The sequence below is a fragment of the Gemmiger sp. An120 genome (assembly GCF_002160955.1).
GTDB lineage: Bacteria > Bacillota > Clostridia > Oscillospirales > Ruminococcaceae > Gemmiger_A > Gemmiger_A avium.
Genome location: NZ_NFLN01000022.1, coordinates 1 through 16,541 on the forward strand (window position 1 = coordinate 1; position 16,541 = coordinate 16,541).

The 16,541-nt window shown below is 64.2% G+C and carries 19 protein-coding genes; 3 read left to right on the forward strand and 16 right to left on the reverse strand.

The window, feature by feature from the left end:
- Both B5E65_RS13615 and B5E65_RS13620 read right to left on the reverse strand, forming a co-directional pair.
- Window positions 1–1,084: hypothetical protein (locus B5E65_RS13615; RefSeq protein ID WP_206406313.1), on the reverse strand; the 1,084-nt coding region annotated here is incomplete at its 3' end.
- A gap of 98 nt (window positions 1,085–1,182) precedes the next feature.
- Complete coding sequence (locus B5E65_RS13620) at window positions 1,183–2,283, reverse strand: DUF3810 domain-containing protein (RefSeq protein ID WP_158098602.1); 1,101 nt, start codon at window positions 2,281–2,283, stop codon at window positions 1,183–1,185.
- A gap of 186 nt (window positions 2,284–2,469) precedes the next feature.
- Here B5E65_RS13620 and B5E65_RS13625 point away from each other — a divergent pair, with 186 nt between their 5' ends.
- Window positions 2,470–2,952 carry a MarR family winged helix-turn-helix transcriptional regulator gene (locus B5E65_RS13625; protein WP_087172314.1) on the forward strand — a complete coding sequence of 161 codons (483 nt, stop codon included), beginning with the start codon at window positions 2,470–2,472 and terminating at the stop codon, window positions 2,950–2,952.
- A 55-nt stretch (window positions 2,953–3,007) separates the two neighbouring features.
- Complete coding sequence (locus tag B5E65_RS13630; protein ID WP_087172315.1) at window positions 3,008–3,856, forward strand: DegV family protein; 849 nt, start codon at window positions 3,008–3,010, stop codon at window positions 3,854–3,856.
- Window positions 3,857–3,939: 83 nt separating this feature from the next.
- Here B5E65_RS13630 and B5E65_RS13635 read toward each other — a convergent pair whose 3' ends face one another.
- From B5E65_RS13635 to murD, 5 genes are all read right to left on the reverse strand, one after another.
- Window positions 3,940–4,446, reverse strand: a complete 507-nt coding sequence (locus tag B5E65_RS13635) for a nitroreductase family protein (protein WP_087172316.1) — start codon at window positions 4,444–4,446, stop codon at window positions 3,940–3,942.
- Between the two features lie 21 nt (window positions 4,447–4,467).
- Window positions 4,468–5,589: a YcxB family protein gene (locus tag B5E65_RS13640; protein ID WP_087172317.1), complete on the reverse strand. Its 1,122-nt coding sequence runs from the start codon at window positions 5,587–5,589 to the stop codon at window positions 4,468–4,470.
- Window positions 5,590–5,665: 76 nt separating this feature from the next.
- Window positions 5,666–6,925: a methionine gamma-lyase family protein gene (locus B5E65_RS13645; RefSeq protein WP_087172318.1), complete on the reverse strand. Its 1,260-nt coding sequence runs from the start codon at window positions 6,923–6,925 to the stop codon at window positions 5,666–5,668.
- Window positions 6,926–6,940: 15 nt separating this feature from the next.
- Window positions 6,941–7,690: a GNAT family N-acetyltransferase gene (locus B5E65_RS13650; protein WP_087172319.1), complete on the reverse strand. Its 750-nt coding sequence runs from the start codon at window positions 7,688–7,690 to the stop codon at window positions 6,941–6,943.
- Window positions 7,687–9,078, reverse strand: coding sequence for a UDP-N-acetylmuramoyl-L-alanine--D-glutamate ligase (murD, locus tag B5E65_RS13655; protein WP_087172320.1), 1,392 nt, complete (start codon window positions 9,076–9,078; stop codon window positions 7,687–7,689). Before murD ends, B5E65_RS13650 begins: the two co-directional genes overlap by 4 nt.
- 206 nt (window positions 9,079–9,284) lie before the next feature.
- On the opposite strand from murD, the gene B5E65_RS13660 reads away from it, so the two are divergent.
- Window positions 9,285–10,841: a peptide ABC transporter substrate-binding protein gene (locus B5E65_RS13660; protein ID WP_158098603.1), complete on the forward strand. Its 1,557-nt coding sequence runs from the start codon at window positions 9,285–9,287 to the stop codon at window positions 10,839–10,841.
- A 69-nt stretch (window positions 10,842–10,910) separates the two neighbouring features.
- Here B5E65_RS13660 and B5E65_RS13665 read toward each other — a convergent pair whose 3' ends face one another.
- From B5E65_RS13665 to infA, 9 genes are all read right to left on the reverse strand, one after another.
- Window positions 10,911–11,705 carry a helix-turn-helix domain-containing protein gene (locus B5E65_RS13665; RefSeq protein WP_087172322.1) on the reverse strand — a complete coding sequence of 265 codons (795 nt, stop codon included), beginning with the start codon at window positions 11,703–11,705 and terminating at the stop codon, window positions 10,911–10,913.
- Window positions 11,706–11,854: 149 nt separating this feature from the next.
- Window positions 11,855–13,006, reverse strand: a complete 1,152-nt coding sequence (locus tag B5E65_RS13670; protein WP_087172323.1) for a ribose-phosphate pyrophosphokinase — start codon at window positions 13,004–13,006, stop codon at window positions 11,855–11,857.
- Window positions 13,007–13,274: 268 nt separating this feature from the next.
- Window positions 13,275–13,616, reverse strand: a complete 342-nt coding sequence (gene rplQ / locus B5E65_RS13675; RefSeq protein ID WP_087172324.1) for a 50S ribosomal protein L17 — start codon at window positions 13,614–13,616, stop codon at window positions 13,275–13,277.
- Between the two features lie 24 nt (window positions 13,617–13,640).
- Window positions 13,641–14,597, reverse strand: a complete 957-nt coding sequence (locus B5E65_RS13680; protein WP_087172325.1) for a DNA-directed RNA polymerase subunit alpha — start codon at window positions 14,595–14,597, stop codon at window positions 13,641–13,643.
- Window positions 14,598–14,672: 75 nt separating this feature from the next.
- Window positions 14,673–15,275: a 30S ribosomal protein S4 gene (gene rpsD / locus B5E65_RS13685; protein ID WP_087172326.1), complete on the reverse strand. Its 603-nt coding sequence runs from the start codon at window positions 15,273–15,275 to the stop codon at window positions 14,673–14,675.
- 21 nt (window positions 15,276–15,296) lie between these two features.
- Window positions 15,297–15,704, reverse strand: a complete 408-nt coding sequence (gene rpsK / locus B5E65_RS13690) for a 30S ribosomal protein S11 (RefSeq protein WP_087172327.1) — start codon at window positions 15,702–15,704, stop codon at window positions 15,297–15,299.
- 18 nt (window positions 15,705–15,722) lie between these two features.
- Window positions 15,723–16,094: a 30S ribosomal protein S13 gene (gene rpsM, locus B5E65_RS13695; protein ID WP_087172328.1), complete on the reverse strand. Its 372-nt coding sequence runs from the start codon at window positions 16,092–16,094 to the stop codon at window positions 15,723–15,725.
- A gap of 85 nt (window positions 16,095–16,179) precedes the next feature.
- Window positions 16,180–16,293 (reverse strand): 50S ribosomal protein L36, encoded by a 114-nt coding sequence (rpmJ, locus tag B5E65_RS13700; protein ID WP_058965281.1) that lies wholly within the window; start codon window positions 16,291–16,293, stop codon window positions 16,180–16,182.
- Window positions 16,294–16,322: 29 nt separating this feature from the next.
- Window positions 16,323–16,541, reverse strand: a complete 219-nt coding sequence (infA, locus tag B5E65_RS13705; RefSeq protein WP_087172329.1) for a translation initiation factor IF-1 — start codon at window positions 16,539–16,541, stop codon at window positions 16,323–16,325.

Here is a 16,541-nt window from a genome sequence, read left to right on the forward strand (position 1 = left end):
GGGTAGCGGTCGGCTCCACCGTCGGGGTGGCGGTGGGATCCGGGGTCGCCGTGCTTTCCGGGGTCGTGCTCGCGCTGGGCGAGGACTCTACCACCGAAGAGGAACCGTCCTCCCGCAGGATACCGCTCAGCGGCGCGGACCAGTGGCCCAGCGCCTGGGCGGACACGCCCGCGGCCTGGGACGAAGCAGAGGAAACCTTGTTCTTATCCAGGCTCAGGCTTACGATGTATGTATTGCTGCTGTCCATCACCGCCTTGTAGGGGCTGACGGAACCGTCGCTGTAATACACATAGCCTTCGCCGTTCACATTGCCGCTCTTGGCATAGGCCTGCGCCATCACCGGCACCGTGGTGGAAGAGGATTCCGCATAGGCCACCGTATCGCTCAGGGTACCGCCGCCGGCACCGGCGCTGCCGCCGCCGCCATAGCTGTTATCCTCTTCAGCCTCGTTGACCTCGTCCGCCTGGACGATCTCCTCTTCAACCTTTTCGATGTCTACCTTGTAGACCTTTTTCTTCTCCACGGTCACGGTCTGGGCTTCGGGCACCTGGTAGCCCTCGGCGGGCGCCAGGGAGACGGTATAGTCGCCCGGATCCAGTTCCTCGATCAGGACGGTGGCGGTATCCGGGTCAACCGGGTACTCGGTCTGTTTGCCGTCCTCATCGGCCACGATCGCCACAAACTCCACGCCCAGGGCGGGAACCATGTCTTCCTTGTCGCCCTGATCGGTTTCCGTTTCGGGGCTGGCGGCGGGATCCTGCTCTTCCCCGTCCGTCTCGGGGGCGGGCATCAGCACTTCCAGGCCCAGGTCCTGCTGGACCACGGTGGCCACCAGGGTCAGCGGCACATCCGGGCCCGGGGTGGGCGAGGGCTCCGCGGTGGGTTCCGCCGTAGCCGTGGGCGACGGGGTAGCCACCGGTACAACCACCGGCTCCGGCGAAAGGGCCGTGGCCGCCGCGTAGGCGATGCCGGTGCCGGTACTCACCACCAGAAGCCCTGCGCAGCAGACGGCCATCGCCGCCTTGTACAGGGGCAGACGGGCCAGCCGGCTGCCGGAAAAGTATCGGGAAAAATCATGTCGCATAGTGGGTGCTCCTTATGTAAAACGCGTAAAATCTCACAGATAACTATACTATATCATACCCCTGATAAAAAACAAGGAGTTTCCACATATTTCACCTTTTACCGGGCACTGGCAGGGCACCACCGGGCCACCAGCAGATCCACGCAGGCGCCGTAGCTGCGCATGCCCATCTCCTGGCCGTAGCTTTGCAGAAATCCGGTGTAGGTGCTTTCGGCCACCGTCTGCACCGGGCCCTCCATGGAAGCCCAGTATTCATTGTTCACCGCCAGGTCCTGCAGCGCCTGGGGGCACAGGGTGCCGTACACCTGGGCCCAGCGCTCCGGATCGGCGGACCAGAGCGCGTTGGACAGATGCTGGAACCCGAACAGCCAGCCGGAATACTCGTACACCGGATCGCCGCTGTCGGCACAGGCGGCCACCGCCACATAGTTGGCCTCCTGCTCCGGGGCAACGCCCCGCTGGTGGGCAAACTCGTGGGCCACCGTCACCGGCAGGAACACCGCCGGGCAATGCACGTTCAGGGTAGACTCGCCGGTAAACGGGAAGATATACCCGGTAAACCCGGTCAGGCTCATAATATAGGAATACACCGCCGGTTTGGGGCGGCGCTGGGGCCCGGTCAGGCTGGGATACCGCTGGCTGACCCCGTCGTACAGCCCTTCACTGCGGTCAAAAATCTCCTCCACCGTCATCGAAAAGGCCCCGTTTTCGTCCCGGGGCACCCCGGAGGCGGTGGCGTTTACCTGCCGGGCAAACCACTCGGCGGTGGCCGCCAGCTGTTCCACCGAAACCGGCTCCGCCTGGATGCCCTCGGTTTCGGCAAAGCTGTCGGCGTAATACTCCGCCCCCCAGAGCAGGCAGACCCCCGCCCAGATCCACACCCCGGCAGCTGCCAGGATCGCCAGCCGCCGGCCGGCCGCCAGCCACTGGCGGCGCACCGCACAGCGTATCCCGCCCGCCAGCATCCACAGCCCGGCCAGCACCGCCAGGGTGATCAGCAGTTCCGCGCCGCTGAACGGCAGCGGATTCAGCACAGCGCTCACCGCGCCGCGCACCGGGCGGCTTATGTGTCTGACCAGGGCGTTCATCACCGCCCGGCTGCCGCTGAGCCCCCAAAAAAGCGCCAGCGCCGCGGCCCCTGCCGCCAGAACGGCCAGCGGCCCGGCCAGGCGGCCCATGACCCGTCTGTATCGGTTCATCCGATTCTCTCCCCTTTTTTCGTCCGTTTCTACCAGTATAGACACGCCCGCCGCCCCGGCGCAAGCGGCAGGCATGTGAAAAATGCGCGAATAATAGTTTGAACATCAAAATTGTCTTGACTTTTCCTCTGAGAGCCGCTACAATCGGAATTGTTTGAACTTCAAAACGATTGGAGGGAGACTGCCATGACCCGACAGGAGGAACAGATCAACGCCTTTCTGGTGAATGTATTCAACGACGTGCTGCGCCTGGAGGAGGAAAACCTGCGCTGCCTGGAGGGCAAGCGGCTGAGCGTGAGCGAGATGCACGTGCTGGAAGCGGTGCAGCAACAGGGTGAAGCCGATGTGACCATGCGGCAGCTGGCCGCCGGGCTGGGGGTAACCGCCAGCACCCTGACCATCGCGGTCAAGACGCTGGAGCGCAAGGGATACCTGGTGCGGCTGCGTCCGCTGCCGGACAAGCGCCGGGTGGTGGTACAGCTGACCGAGCCCGCGCTGCGGGCGCTGGAAGCCCACGCCCGGTTCCACGAAGCGCTGGTGCATCAGGTAAGCACCCGGCTGACCGGCCCGGAACTGGACGCTTTGTGCCAGGCGCTGGCCCGGCTGCACGGCTTCTTTACCGAGCTTTCCGGCGAAACCGGGCAGCCCGGCCCGAAACAAGCAAGCTGACCCGGGCCAGAGGGCCCGCCCGAACCAAGAGAAATCTGAGAGGAGAACGAGATTTATGATCCGCATCCTGACCGACTCTTCCGCCGACATCCTGCCCGCCGAAGCCGCCCGCATGGGGGTGGAGGTGGTTCCCCTGACCGTTACCTTTGAGGACGGCACCGTACTGCGGGACGGCATCGACCAGACCTCCGACGAGTTTTACGCCAAGCTGGCGGTATGCGACAAGCTGCCCACCACCAGCCAGCCCAGCCCGGACGCCTTTATCCCCCACTTTGAGGAGGCCATGGCCGCCGGGGACACCACCATCGCCATCCTGATTTCGGGCGAATTGAGCGGCACCCTGCAGAGCGCCCGCATTGCCGCCCAGACGGTGGAGTATGAGGACATCCACTTTATCGACAGCCGCAACGCCACCCTGGGCCTGCGTCTGCTGGTGGAGCTGGCGCTGAAGCTGCGGGACGAGGGCCACAGCGCCCCCCACATTGTGGAGGAGCTGGAAAAGGCCAAGCAGCGCATCCGTCTGCTGGCCATTGTGGATGACCTGAAATACTTCCGCAAGGGCGGCCGTCTGCCCGCCGCCGCGGCCTTTGCCGGGGCGGTGCTGGGTATCAAGCCGGTGGTAAGCGTGGTGGAGGGCAAGGTAGTGCTGGCCGGCAAGGCCCGCGGCCTGCCCGGCGCCTATGTGGCCCTGTTCAAGCTGATGGACGAGCAGGGCGGTCTGGACAGCTCCATGCCCTATGTGCTGGGCTACACCGCCCGCCGCAAAGGGGCGGAGCCGCTGCACCGGTACCTGACAAGCAACCTGAAGCTGCCCGCCTGCCCGCTGTACCACATCGGCGTAGCGGTGGGCACCCACGCGGGCCCCGGGGCCTGCGGCATTGCCTTCTTTGCCAAAGAGGGCTGATCCTTCGCCATTTTCTCTGCACACATACAAACCGGCAGGGGGCGCGTTCCATACGGAGCGCGCCCCCTGCCGGTATCTTTTTGTCAGATCTCCCGCACCAGGGCCGGGTCGTAGAAACCCCGGGCGGCGGGCGCCTCGTCGGGAACGCCCAGCGCCACCACCGCCAGCGGCATACCCTGGGTGCCCAGCAATTCTTTCAGCGCCAGGGCCCGGTTCTCCACCGGCCAGCAGCCGCACCAGCAGCCGCCGTACCCCAGTTCCACCGCCTGCAGCAGCAGGTTTTCGATGGCGGCCCCGCAGTCCTGGGGCCAGAACTCGGCGCAGCGGCCCTGCTGCCGGTCCGGCCGGCCGCAGACCACCACCGCCAGCGCCGCGGTGGCAAGCATTTTGGTATAGGGATGCAGTTCCATGATCGAATCCAGCACCGGGCGGCTGCGCACCACCACAAACTCCCAGGGGCGGGTGTTGCAGGCGCTGGGCGCCATCATGGCCGCCTCCAGCATCAGGTGCAGGTGTTCCGGCTGCACCGGTTCCCCTGCCTTGAATCGCCGCACGCTGCGGCGCGCCCGGATCAATTCGGTTCCGTTCATGGTTTCTGCCTCCTTTATAGTTCAGGAATGGATCATGTCCTCCGCCTGACGGATGAACGTCTGCCGGGCGTCCTCGTCCGCGAAAGCCTCGTTGGGGATCACATGGGCCTGCACGCCGCTGCGCATCACCAGGTAGACCCCCTGCTTGCCCGCCAGCACCCGGCGGAACATCTCATACCGGATCAGGCTGTCCCCGTCCGCCCGGCGCACCAGCACCCCCTGCGGGGTGAGGGTCAGGCTCTGGGTGCCCAGGAACCGGTTCATCTCCGGCCGTTTGGCCTGCCGGCGCACCAGCGCCCGCTGCACCGGCGGCAGCCGCATGACCACCACCAGCGCCAGCATCAGCCCCAGCACCGCCGCCAGCAGCGGCTCGGAAAAGGCCAGCGGGATCAGCATTGCCAGCACCAGCACCAGCGCCACCAGCTGGGGCGCCAGGAACCGCCAGTAGCTGCCGGTGCGCATTACCAGGCTGCTCATCTCGGCAAGCAGCGCGGCCAGTTCTTCCCTGTCCAGCGTAAAGCAGACCTGCCCTTCCCCGCCGGTCACCGCGGGCGGAACCGGCTCGCCCAGATCCTGCTGCCGGGCGGCGTCCGCCTGCTCCATAAGCCAGCGGCACCAGGCGGGCGCGGGGCATCCGGCGTGAAACGCTTTCACCGGCACATAGTCGCACATGCCGTTTTCAAACTGCAGCACCACGCCGCAGCCCTCCCCCAGCCGGGCCCACTGCAGCCCGGCCAGCGGCAGCCGGTTGGCGGCGGCCTGACCGGTCTGCCGGATGTAGAAGCCATCCTCCACCCAGACCCGGCTGGTCTCCTTGAACCGGTCGCCCTTGATGCCGTTGAGGGCTTCCATCCGCATCTGGCGGCGGCGCAGGCTCCAGGGCGGCATGAACCAGGCCAGGATCGCCAGCAGAACGATCTCCACCAGGGTGGTGCTGCCCAGCCTCTGCAGGCGGCCCGGATCCTGCAACGCCCCGGGCAGCTGCACCAGAAACGCCAGCGCCACGATCACCACAAAGATCACCGCGGACATGGCACGGGTCAGCACCAGCTGTTTGTGCAGCTGGGTGCCGGGCATCCGCATCAGGGCATTCAGATACCGTTTGTGTTCCTTTTTGCTGAGAATAAATTCGTTTGGCTGCATGGTTGTACCTCATGGCGGCCGCAAAGGGCCGCGTTATTTTTATACAATACGGACAAGCATGCCAAAATATTACATTTTACAGATGAAATGCCCGCTGCACCGCCACCAGAATGCCGGCGCGGGTAGCGGTAAAGTTCAGCCCGCCCTGCAGATAGGCGGTGTAGGGCTCACGCAGCGGCCCGTCGCAGCTCAGCTCGATGCTGCTGCCCAGGGTAAAGGCCCCCGCCGCCATGACCACCGGGCTCTCGTAGCCGGGCATGGCGTAGGGTTCCGGGGCCACAAAGCTGTCCACCGGGCTGCCCGCCTGGATCCCCTGGCAGAAGGCCACCAGCGCCTCGGCGCTGCCGGTGTCCAGGCTGGTGATGATGTCGTTGCGGGGCTCGTTGTACCGGGGGGTGGCGGTGCGGCCCAGCAGCTCCAGCAGGCAGCTGGCGTAGATGCTGCTCTTGAGGGCCTCGGCGGTCACGCCCGGGGCGTAGTAGAGGCCCAGATACAGCTGGCGCAGGGTGTCCAGGGTGCAGCCCAGTTCCCGGCCGGTGCCCGGAGCGGTAAGCCGGTGGCCGCACTTCTCCACCAGATCGGCCCGGCCCGCGATGTAGCCGCCGGTGGGGGCGATGCCGCCGCCCGCGTTCTTGATCAGGCTGCCCACGATCAGGTCGGCCCCCACGGCGGTGGGCTCCTCGGTCTGGGTAAAGGTGCCGTAGCAGTTGTCCACCAGCACCACCGCGTCCGGATTGGCGGCCTTGACCGTCTTTACGATGCGGCCGATGGTCTCCAGATCAAAGGCGGGGCGGTTGGCATAGCCCCGGCTGCGCTGGATGTGGCAGACGGTGGCCCCGGGGGCCTTTTGGGCGATCTGTTCCCAGTCCGGTTCCCGGCCGTTCACCAGCGGAACCTCGTCGTACTTCACGCCGTACTCGGCCAGGCTGCCGCAGCCTGCCCCGGCCCCGTTGATGCCGATGACCCCTTCCAGGGTATCGTAGGGGCGGCCGGTCACCGCCAGCAGGGTATCCCCCGCCCGCAGGCAGCCGAACAGCGCCACCGTCAGCGCGTGGGTGCCGGAGAGAAAATGGGGCCGGCAGAGGGCGTCCTCTGCCCCCACCAGATCCGCGAATACCCGGTCCAGCTTATCCCGGCCCGCGTCGTCATAGCCGTACCCGGTGCTGCCCGCCAGATGGGTGGCGGCCACCCGGTTTTCGGTAAAGGCGTGCAGCATCTTCAGCTGGTTGTGGTCGCGGATGGCGTCCACCTTGGCAAATTCCGGCGCGCACAGTTCCAGCGCCTGCTTGTCCACGGCCAGCAGCGCGTCGCTGATGCCGAACCATTCTTTCAACATTCCGTATAATTCTCCTTATGTTTTACAATTTTCCCGATCCGCCGGAACCCACCAGCGGGGCGCGGGGATATCGTTTGGCTGTGTAAAGCCCAGCGGGCCATAAAAGGCAGTCAGGGCGGGGGCGCACTCCAGCAGAAGCCGCCAGCCCCCGTAGGGGCGGCAGAGTTCCGCCACCAGCCACCGGCCCAAGCCTCTGTCCCGGGCGGCGGGGGCCACCGCCACCGCCGTGAGCACCCCGGTGCGGGTGCCGGGTTCCAGCAGCAGGGCGGCGCAGCCCAGCGGCCCGCCGCCCTCCTCCACCGCCGTGACCAGCGCCCCCTGGCCGTGGTTGCGGCGGGTGCACAGGTCGGCGTAAAAATTGTCCTGCTCCTCCCCGGTCAGGCCGGGCTGCAAAAGCGCCGCCAGCCGGGGGGAGGGCTCTTCGCTCAGCCGCGCCCCCTGGGGGGCGGGCAGCGCGGGCAGCGAACCGGTCAGCGCCAGCTGGCACACCGGTTCCCCGGCCCGCCAGCCCTCCGGCATGGCCCCGTCGCTGCGCAGGGCCCGCACCCCGGCAAAGGTCAGAAAGCCCGCCAGTTCCTCGCTGTCGGCGGGGCCGGCGGCCAGCGCCCCGTCCCCCCGCAGCTGCACCAGACCGCCCTCGCTAGTCAGAAAGGTGCGGCAAAAGGCGGGGCAATCCGCATACAGCCGGTGGTTGACCGCAATGGTGGCGGCCAGCGCCCCCGCGTTCGGGCCCAGCGGCGCCGGGCCGGTGAGCGGAGCGATCACAGGGCGTTCACCAGTTCCTTGAAGTGGCGGCCCCGCACCTCAAAGTTGGGGTACAGGTCAAAGCTGGCGGACGCCGGGGACAGGCTTACGATATCTCCCGGGTTGGCCAGTTTGCGGGCGGCGGCCACCGCCCCGGCCATGTCGGCCGCGTGCTCGATGACCAGGCCGCTCTCGGCAAAGCCCGGGCACTCCCGCACCGCCTTTTCGATCAGCGGGCCGGTCTGGCCCATGAGCACCAGCGCCTTCACGTGGGCCAGGATCTCCGGGGCCAGCGGCTCGTAGGGGATCTTTTTGTCGTAACCGCCGGCGATGATGATGATTTTCTGATCAAAGCTGCGCAGCCCCGCGATGGTGCGGGTGGGGCTGGAGGCAATGGAGTCGTTGAACCACTGCACCCCGTCCAGGGTACGCACCGGCTCGATGCGGTGCTCCACCCCGGCAAACTCCCGGCCCACGGCGGCGATGTCCGCCACCGGAACCAGGCCCCACACCGCGGCGGTGGCCGCCAGCAGGTTTTCGATGTTGTGCAGGCCCCGCAGCCGCACTTCCTCCTTGGGCAGGATCGGGGTCACGGTACCCTTTTCGGCCATGCAGAGCATGCCGTCCTCCCGCAGGAACGCGCCGTTGTCGGTCTCCCGCAGGCGGGTGAACCAGACCTGCTCGCCCTTGCAGTCCGCCTGCATGGAGCGGCTGACCTCGTTCTCGTAGCCCAGCACGGCCCGGCAGGGCGGGGTCTGCCACAGCAGGATGTTCCGCTTGGCGTCAATATACTCCTGCATATCCTTATGATGATCCAGGTGGTTGGGGGTCACGTTGGTGACCACCGCAATCTTCGGGCTGCGGCGCATGCTGATCAGCTGGAAGCTGGACAGCTCCACCACCGCGATATCCGCCGGGGTGATCCCCCCGATAATGGGCAGCAGCGCCCGGCCGATGTTGCCGCCCAGATGCACCGTGCGGCCCGCCTGCCGCAGCATGGCGGCGATCAGGCTGGTGGTGGTGGTCTTGCCGTCGGAACCGGTCACCGCCACAATCTCGCAGGGGCAGAGTTCAAAGAACAGCTCCATCTCGCTGGTGATCTCGGCGCCGGCCTTGCCCGCGGCCTGCAATTCGGGGGTGAAGAACTCAAAGCCCGGGGTGCGCATGATCATGTCCTGCCCCGCAAAGCCCTGCATATAGTCCGTCCCCAGGCTCAGCGCCACCCCTTTGGCGGCCAGCTGGCCCGCCAGTTCGCCCATCTGGTCGGCGGTGCGCTTGTCGCACAGGGTCACCTGGGCGCCCATCTCCACAAACTGGCCGATCAGCTCCCGATGGCTGACACCGGCCCCGATAAACGCTACCTTGCGGCCCCGTACCCGCGAAGCCAGCGGTTCATAGTACTGCTGCATCCCGCATCCTCCCTTACCGCCCGGCATAGGATGTTGTGGCCGGGCATTCTCATTATAGCCGCTTTGGTTGGCGGATGCAAACGAAATCCCGCACAGAAAGCGGCTTTCGGCCTTGTTTTGGCCTGTGATATTTGGTATAGTGAATTTGTATGCGGCACGGCGCTGTACAAAGGCCGGGCCGATCCTGTGGGATAAGGAGATCTGCCATGAAGCGAATCAGGCTTTGGAGCCTTTTTTGTATATTGCTGCTGGCGCTGGGCCTGACCGGCTGCGGCGCCGATCTGAACACCTTTACCTGGCGGGTGGACGCGGTGCCGGTGAACCTGGACCCGCAGCTGGCGGTCAGCAGCGAGGACGTGACCGCGGTGATGCACCTGTTCCGGGGGCTGATGCGTCTGGACGCATCCGGCGAACCCCAGCCCGACGCGGCGGAAAGCTGGACGGTGAGCGAGGACGGCAAGGTATACACCTTTACCCTGAAAGAAGATCTGGAGTGGGTCTGGTACCGGCAGCGCAACCAGGACTATCTGCGGGCGGTGACCGCGGAGGATTATGTGTATGGTTTCCAGCGGGTATTTGACCCGGAAACCGGCAGCCCCTACGCGGACGATTTCAGCTGCATTGCCGGCAGCGAAGCGGTGCGGGAGAGTCGGGCGGACCCGTCCACCCTGGGGGTAGAGGCGGTGGACGAGCGCACGGTGCGCATCACCCTGGAAACCGCCGACCCGGAATTTCTGACCAAACTGTGCCTGCCCGGGGCCATGCCCTGCAACCGGGAGTTTTTTGACAGCACCGAGGGGTCTTACGGACTGTCCTCCAGTTCGGTGATGGGCAACGGGCCTTTTTATCTGTACAACTGGACCAGCGAGGGATTGTTTCTGCGGCGGAGCAGCTCCGGCAGCGCGATCAACAACCTGCGGCTGGTGCTGCGGGACCCGGAGGACACCGCCTCCCCTGCCGACCGGGTGCGGGATGGCTCCAGCGGCGCGGAACTGAGCGATACCGCGGCGGAGGATCTGGCGCAGATTGCCTATACCAGCCGCACCTGGGGGCTGCTGTTCAACTGCAGCGGCGAGGACAACCCGCTGGCCAATGTCTCGGTGCGGCAGGCGCTGGCATCGGCGGCCACCGATGCGGACCTGACGTTGCCCAGCGGCTGCGAACCGGCCCAGGGGCTGATCCCGCCCTCGGTGAGCTACGCGGGGGAAAGCTACCGGGCTACGGTGGGCAGCGCGCTGTTTACCGCCTCCGATCCGGTGCCCCTGTACCAGCAGGGCATGGCGGAACTGGGCCAGACCACCCTGCGCAACATCAGCATCCTGGCCCCGGAGGGCAGCGACTACACCCAGCTGGTGGGGGCGATCAACGCCCGCTGGCAGCAGCTGTTTGCCTGCTTCTTCACGGTGCGGCAGCTGCCGCAGGAGGAATACCAGGCCGCGCTGGCCAGCGGCGATTATCAGATTGCGCTGGCCTCGCTGGAGCCCTCCTCCTCGGCCCTGCTGGATCTGCCCTCCCGCTTTGACGGGGAACTGGCCGGCTTTTCCGACAGCGGTGTGCACGCCATGCTCACCTCTCTGCAGGCCGAGCCGGAACGGGTGAACGCCCAGACGGTGCTGGCGCTGGAAAAGGCCATCCTGAATGCGACCCCCTTTGCGCCGCTTTACTGCCAGCAGCAGTATCTGCTGGTGGACCCCACCGTACAGGGCCTGGGCTTCAGCCCCTTTGGCCCCACGGTGGACCTGACCGCCGCCACCCGCCCCTGACCGGAACGGCGGAATCTTCTCTGGAGAAGACAAACGCGCCCGGGCCAGACGGCCCGGGCGCTTGTTGTTTTATCTGACAGGCGGATCATTTTTATGCCGCAGCCCGGCCCAGTACAGGAACACAAACAGGCCCGCCATAGCCATCACTGCCAGCACCATGGGCACCGCCTCCCGCCATCGGGCGGGCAGGCAGACCGCGGCGGCGCACAGCAGCGGCAGCAGAGCCAGCGTTCCGCAGCACCACCAGCGGAGGGCACACAGAACATAGGGCCAGTTGCCGTTGTGCAGCTTCAGCCCCATCAGATACATCCGGATGGGCCCATCACAAAACAGCTCCATGGGGTGCGCATCGTACCAGGCCGGAAGCCGGGTGGGGGCAAAGAAGCAGGCATACGCCCCGAAAAATGCGCACAGGAAGGTCATGGTCAGGCAGCCGGGCAGCACAAAGGGCAGGCAGTCCGCCCGCCAGGACAGCCAGATGGCGGTCGCCATTCCCGCCGCGCCGACGGGCAGCGCGGCCGCATACCGCCATTTCCAGCGCGGGCCCTCCTGCCAGGCCCGGGGCAGCTTTTCCCGCCCGGTGGCCCGTACCGCCGTCTGCAGCAGGTCCTCCACCTGGTCGGGCGCCATCGGGGCCGGCTGCTCCATCCGTTTGCCCATCAGCAGCTCGGTTACCGTCACCCCCAGCTGTTCCGACAGCGGGATCAGCAGCTGGGTATCCGGCAGGCTGGTACCGGTCTCCCATTTGCTCACCGCCTTGTCGGACACCAGCAGCCGCTGGGCCAGTTCTTTCTGGGTCAGCCCCTTTTCCTTGCGCAGCCGGGCCACAAACGCGCCCCAGCTGGTTTTGTCGATCTGATACATGCCGTTCACCTCTCCCCCATCCTACCCCGGCTGTGGGGTTTTGGTCAACCGATTGTTGGTAGAATGGCGCTGTTACGTCAAAAAACCGGCGCACAGGCAAAGGCTGTGCGCCGGTTTTGCATTTGTTGTGCAGGCGGCGGCCCGCTAAATCAGCGGATGCCGTGCTCTTCCAGCAGGTGGCTGATCTTCTCGTGGGGATCGATGATGGCGCTCACCGACATGTCGTGGTTGATAGCGGCCACAAAGTAGGCGATGTACTTGGACACGTCCACCTCATGGAACCACTCACGGCTGAGCAGCTCGGGGGTGCGGTAGGTCAGGTTGGTGCCGAACACGCCGCTGACGATGCCGTCTTCGTAGGCCTTGTCGAACTCGGCCACGCCGCCGGTGAAGATCGGATAGGTGGCATAGGAGTAGATGTTGCCGGCGCCCCGCTTCTTCAGCTCGTAGGCGATATCCAGCATGCTCTCGCCGGAGGAGATGATGTCGTCGGCGATGAACACGTCCTTGCCCTCCACGCTCTCGCCCAGGTACTCGTGGGCCACGATGGGGTTGCGGCCGTTGACCATGCGGGAGTAATCCCGGCGCTTGTAGAACATGCCCAGGTTTACGCCCAGCACGCTGGCGTAGTACATGTTGCGGTTCATGGCGCCCTCGTCCGGGCTGATGACCATAAAGTTGTCCCGGGTGGGCTGGAAGTTCGGGATGCTGTTGAACATCGCCTTGAGCACCTGATAGGTGGGCATCACATTGTCGAAGCCCATCAGCGGGGCAGCGTTCTGCACCCGGGGATCGTGGGCGTCAAAGGTGACGATGTTGGTCACGCCCATCTGCTGCAGTTCCTGCAGGGCATAGGCGCAGTCCAGACTTTCCCGGTAGGTGCGGCGGTGCTGGCGGCTGCCGTAGAGCAGCGGCATAATGACGGTGATCCGGTGGGCCTTGCCGGAGGCGGCCTGGATCAGGCGCTTCAGGTCCTGATAATGGTCATCCGGGCTCATGCTGTTTTCCGCGCCGAACAGCCGGTACTTGCAGCTGTAGTTGCCCACATCCACGATGAAATACAGATCGTCGCCCCGGACCGTGCTCTTGATAACGCCCTTGCCGTCGCCGGAGGAGAACCGGGGGCACTCGCTGGGGATGATAAAGGTTTCCTTGTCCATCCCCACCCGCTGGGCCCAGCGCACCAGATGCCCGTTGATCTTTTCGCCCAGCTCCTTGGCGCCGGGGGCCACGATCAGCCCCAGGTCGGCCACGCTGTCCTCGCGGTTAAAGAAGTCCTTTTCCGATACTGCGTGAATCATGAATCTTCTCCCGTCCTATTTTCTCTTCGTTTTTCCGTGCCGCCCCCGCGGCGGTACACGGTGCCTATTTCATGTTCAGTTTAACATATATTTTACAAAAGAAACAGTGCTTTTGCGACGATTTCCGCCTGCAGACAGCTTTTTCCGCGCCTTGTCGGTTTCTTCTCGCCGGTGTGCGCACAAAATGCGCGTTTTGCACAAATCAACCTGATAAAGTTTGGTCAAAACAGAAAAGACGGCCGCCCGAAGGCAGCCGTCTTTATTAAAATCAAACCAGCTCGATAATCGCCATCTCGGCGGCGTCGCCGCGGCGCATACCGGTCTTGATGATGCGGGTGTAGCCGCCGTTGCGGTCGGCATACTTGGGGCCGTACTCATCAATAACCTTCTTGGCAACGGTCTCCTTGGTGATGTAGGAGAACACCTGACGCTTTGCGTGCAGGTCTTCCCGCTTGCCGAGGGTGACCATCTTTTCGGCCATGGAACGAACTTCCTTGGCACGGGTAACGGTGGTTTCGATTTTGCCGTTCTCAAACAGATAGGTGACCATAGCGCGCAGCATCGCGTTGCGGTGGTCGCTGGTACGGCCAAGCTTTCTGGTACCGGGCATCCCGTTTCACTCCTTTTGCTGTAATTACTCGTCGTCTTTCGTCAGGGTAAAGCCCAGAGAATCCAGCTTTGCCATGACTTCTTCCAGGCTCTTGCGGCCCAGGTTGCGAACCTTCATCATTTCGTCTTCCGACTTGTTGATCAGGTCCTCAACCGTATTGATGCCGGCGCGCTTGAGGCAGTTGAAGGAACGCACGGACAGATCCAGCTCTTCGATGGTCATCTCCAGAGCCTTCTCCTTGCCCTTGTCGTCTTTTTCCACCATGATCTCAGCGCCCATGCCCTCTTCCGAGAGGTTCACGAACAGGTTCAGATGCTCGGTGAGCACCCGGGCGGCCAGGCTGACCGCTTCCTGTGCGCTGATGGTGCCGTCGGTCCACACTTCGATCGCCAGCTTATCGTAGTCGGTGATCTGGCCCACACGGGTGTTCTCCACCGTGTAGTTCACCTTGAGCACCGGGGTATAGATGCTGTCGATGGGGAGCGTGTTGATGTCGTTCTTCTCCTGGACTGCCTGCTTGTTGCGCTCGGCGGGAACGTAGCCCCGGCCCTTGTCAAAGGTCAGCTCCATCACCAGCTTGCCGTCTTCAGACAGGGTGGCGATGTGCCATTCGGGGTTCAGGATCTCGATGTCGTCGGCCTGCTTGATGCTGCCGGCGGTAACTTCGCCGGGGCCCACCGCCTCGATCCGAACGGTCTTGGGGCCGTCGGAGTACAGCTTGGCGGCAATGCCTTTCAGGTTCAGCACGATCTCGGTGACGTCTTCCTTGACGCCGGGGACGGTGCTGAATTCGTGAACTACACCATCGATCTTAACGCTGATAACCGCTACGCCGGGCAGAGAGGAGAGCAGGACGCGCCGTAAGCTATTGCCCAGAGTCGTGCCGAATCCGCGCTCCAGAGGCTCCACAACGAACTTGCCGTAGCGGCCGTCCGGGCTGAGCGCGGCGGTGTCGATTCGGGGGCGTTCAATCTCCATCATGCAATAACCCTCCTTGGTAAGCCGGCGGCGGAAAACCGCCGGCTGTTTGTAATCGCGTTGCAGTGATCAACCGGCTTACTTGGAGTACAACTCGACGATGAGGTGCTCCTCGATGGGCAGATCAATGGCCTCACGGACGGGCATCTTCACAACGGTGCCCTTCAGGGTGTTCTTCTCGCGCTCCAGCCACTCAGGCAGGGTCACCATGGGGGCGTCCTCACCGGTGAGCTTGGAGAACTTGACGGAAGAACGGCTGGCAGCGGCAACCTCGACCACGTCGCCGGGCTTGACCAGGTAGGAGGGGATGTTGACCTTCTTGCCGTTCACAGTGAAGTGAGCATGGCTCACCAGCTGACGGGCCTCGCGGCGGGTGTTGGCAAAGCCCAGGCGGTAAACCACGTTGTCCAGGCGGCGTTCCACCAGGATCAGCAGGTTCTCACCGGTCTTGCCCTGCATGCGGCTGGCCTTCTCGTAGTAGGAACGGAACTGACGCTCCATGATGCCGTACACGAACTTGACCTTCTGCTTCTCGGCCAGCTGCAGAGCGTACTCGCTCTTCTTCTTTCTCATCTGGCTGCCGGGCTTACGCTTGGTGGTCTTCTTGGCATAGCCCATCACGGCAGGAGAAATGCCCAGCGCATGGCAGCGCTTGGCGATCGGCTGCATATTCTTAGCCATAAATGTTGGTTCTCCTTTCAATCAGATCCGGCGGCGCTTCGGGGGGCGGCAGCCGTTGTGGGGGACCGGGGTCACGTCCTTGATCATGTTGACCTCCAGGCCGGTAGCCTGCAGGGCGCGGATCGCAGCCTCACGGCCAGCGCCGGGGCCCTTGACGTAGACTTCAACGGTCTTCATGCCATGCTCCATCGCAGCGCGGGCAGCGGTCTCAGCAGCAGACTGAGCGGCGAACGGAGTGCTCTTGCGGGAACCGCGGAAGTTGAGCCCGCCGGAGCTGGCCCAGGAAACAGTGTTGCCCTGCGTATCGGTGATGGTGACGATGGTATTGTTGAAGGTGCTCTGGATGTGGGCCGCGCCGCGCTCGATGTTCTTGCGCTCGCGCCGCTTGGTACGGACAGCGCCCTTTTTAGCAGCAGCTTTCGTTGCCATTTCTGTTCCTCCTTGTGCTTACTTCTTCTTGTTGGCGACCGTGCGCTTCGGGCCCTTGCGGGTGCGGGCATTGGTCTTGGTGCGCTGGCCACGGACGGGCAGGCCCTTGCGGTGACGGACGCCGCGGTAGCACTGGACTTCTACCAGACGCTTGATATCCAGGGCGACCTGACGGCGCAGATCGCCTTCCACAACCAGGTTGTTCTTGTCGATATAATCGCGGATCAGAGCTTCCTGATCGGCGGTCAGATCCTTAACCCGGGTGTCCGGATCGATCTGGGTGCCTTCCAGGATCTTCTTCGCGGTGCTGGGTCCGATACCATAAATGTAGGTCAGGCCCACTTCCACCCGCTTCTCGCGGGGCAGGTCTACGCCGGCAATACGTGCCATAGTTCTTAGAACCTCCTAAGTTTCCATCCCATGTCCTTCTCGGGGCCTGCGCCGGGACTCTACGCACTTGGCCCCATAGCCGGGCTTAGCCCTGGCGCTGTTTGTGCTTGGGGTTTTCGCAGATGACCATCACGCGGCCTTTGCGCTTGATGACCTTGCACTTTTCGCAAATGGGTTTCACGGAAGGCTTAACCTTCATGATGACAAACCTCCTTTTGACAGGGCGCCTTACTTGGAGCGCCAGGTGATGCGGCCCTTGGTCAGATCATAGGGCGACATTTCCAGGGTGACCTTATCGCCGGGCAAAATGCGGATGAAGTTGGTGCGCAGTTTGCCGGAGATGTGTGCCAGCAGGCGGTGGCCGTTTTCCAGCTCCACCCGGAAGGTAGCGTTGGGCAGAGCCTCGACCACGATACCCTCAACTTCGATGACGTCTTCTTTAGACAA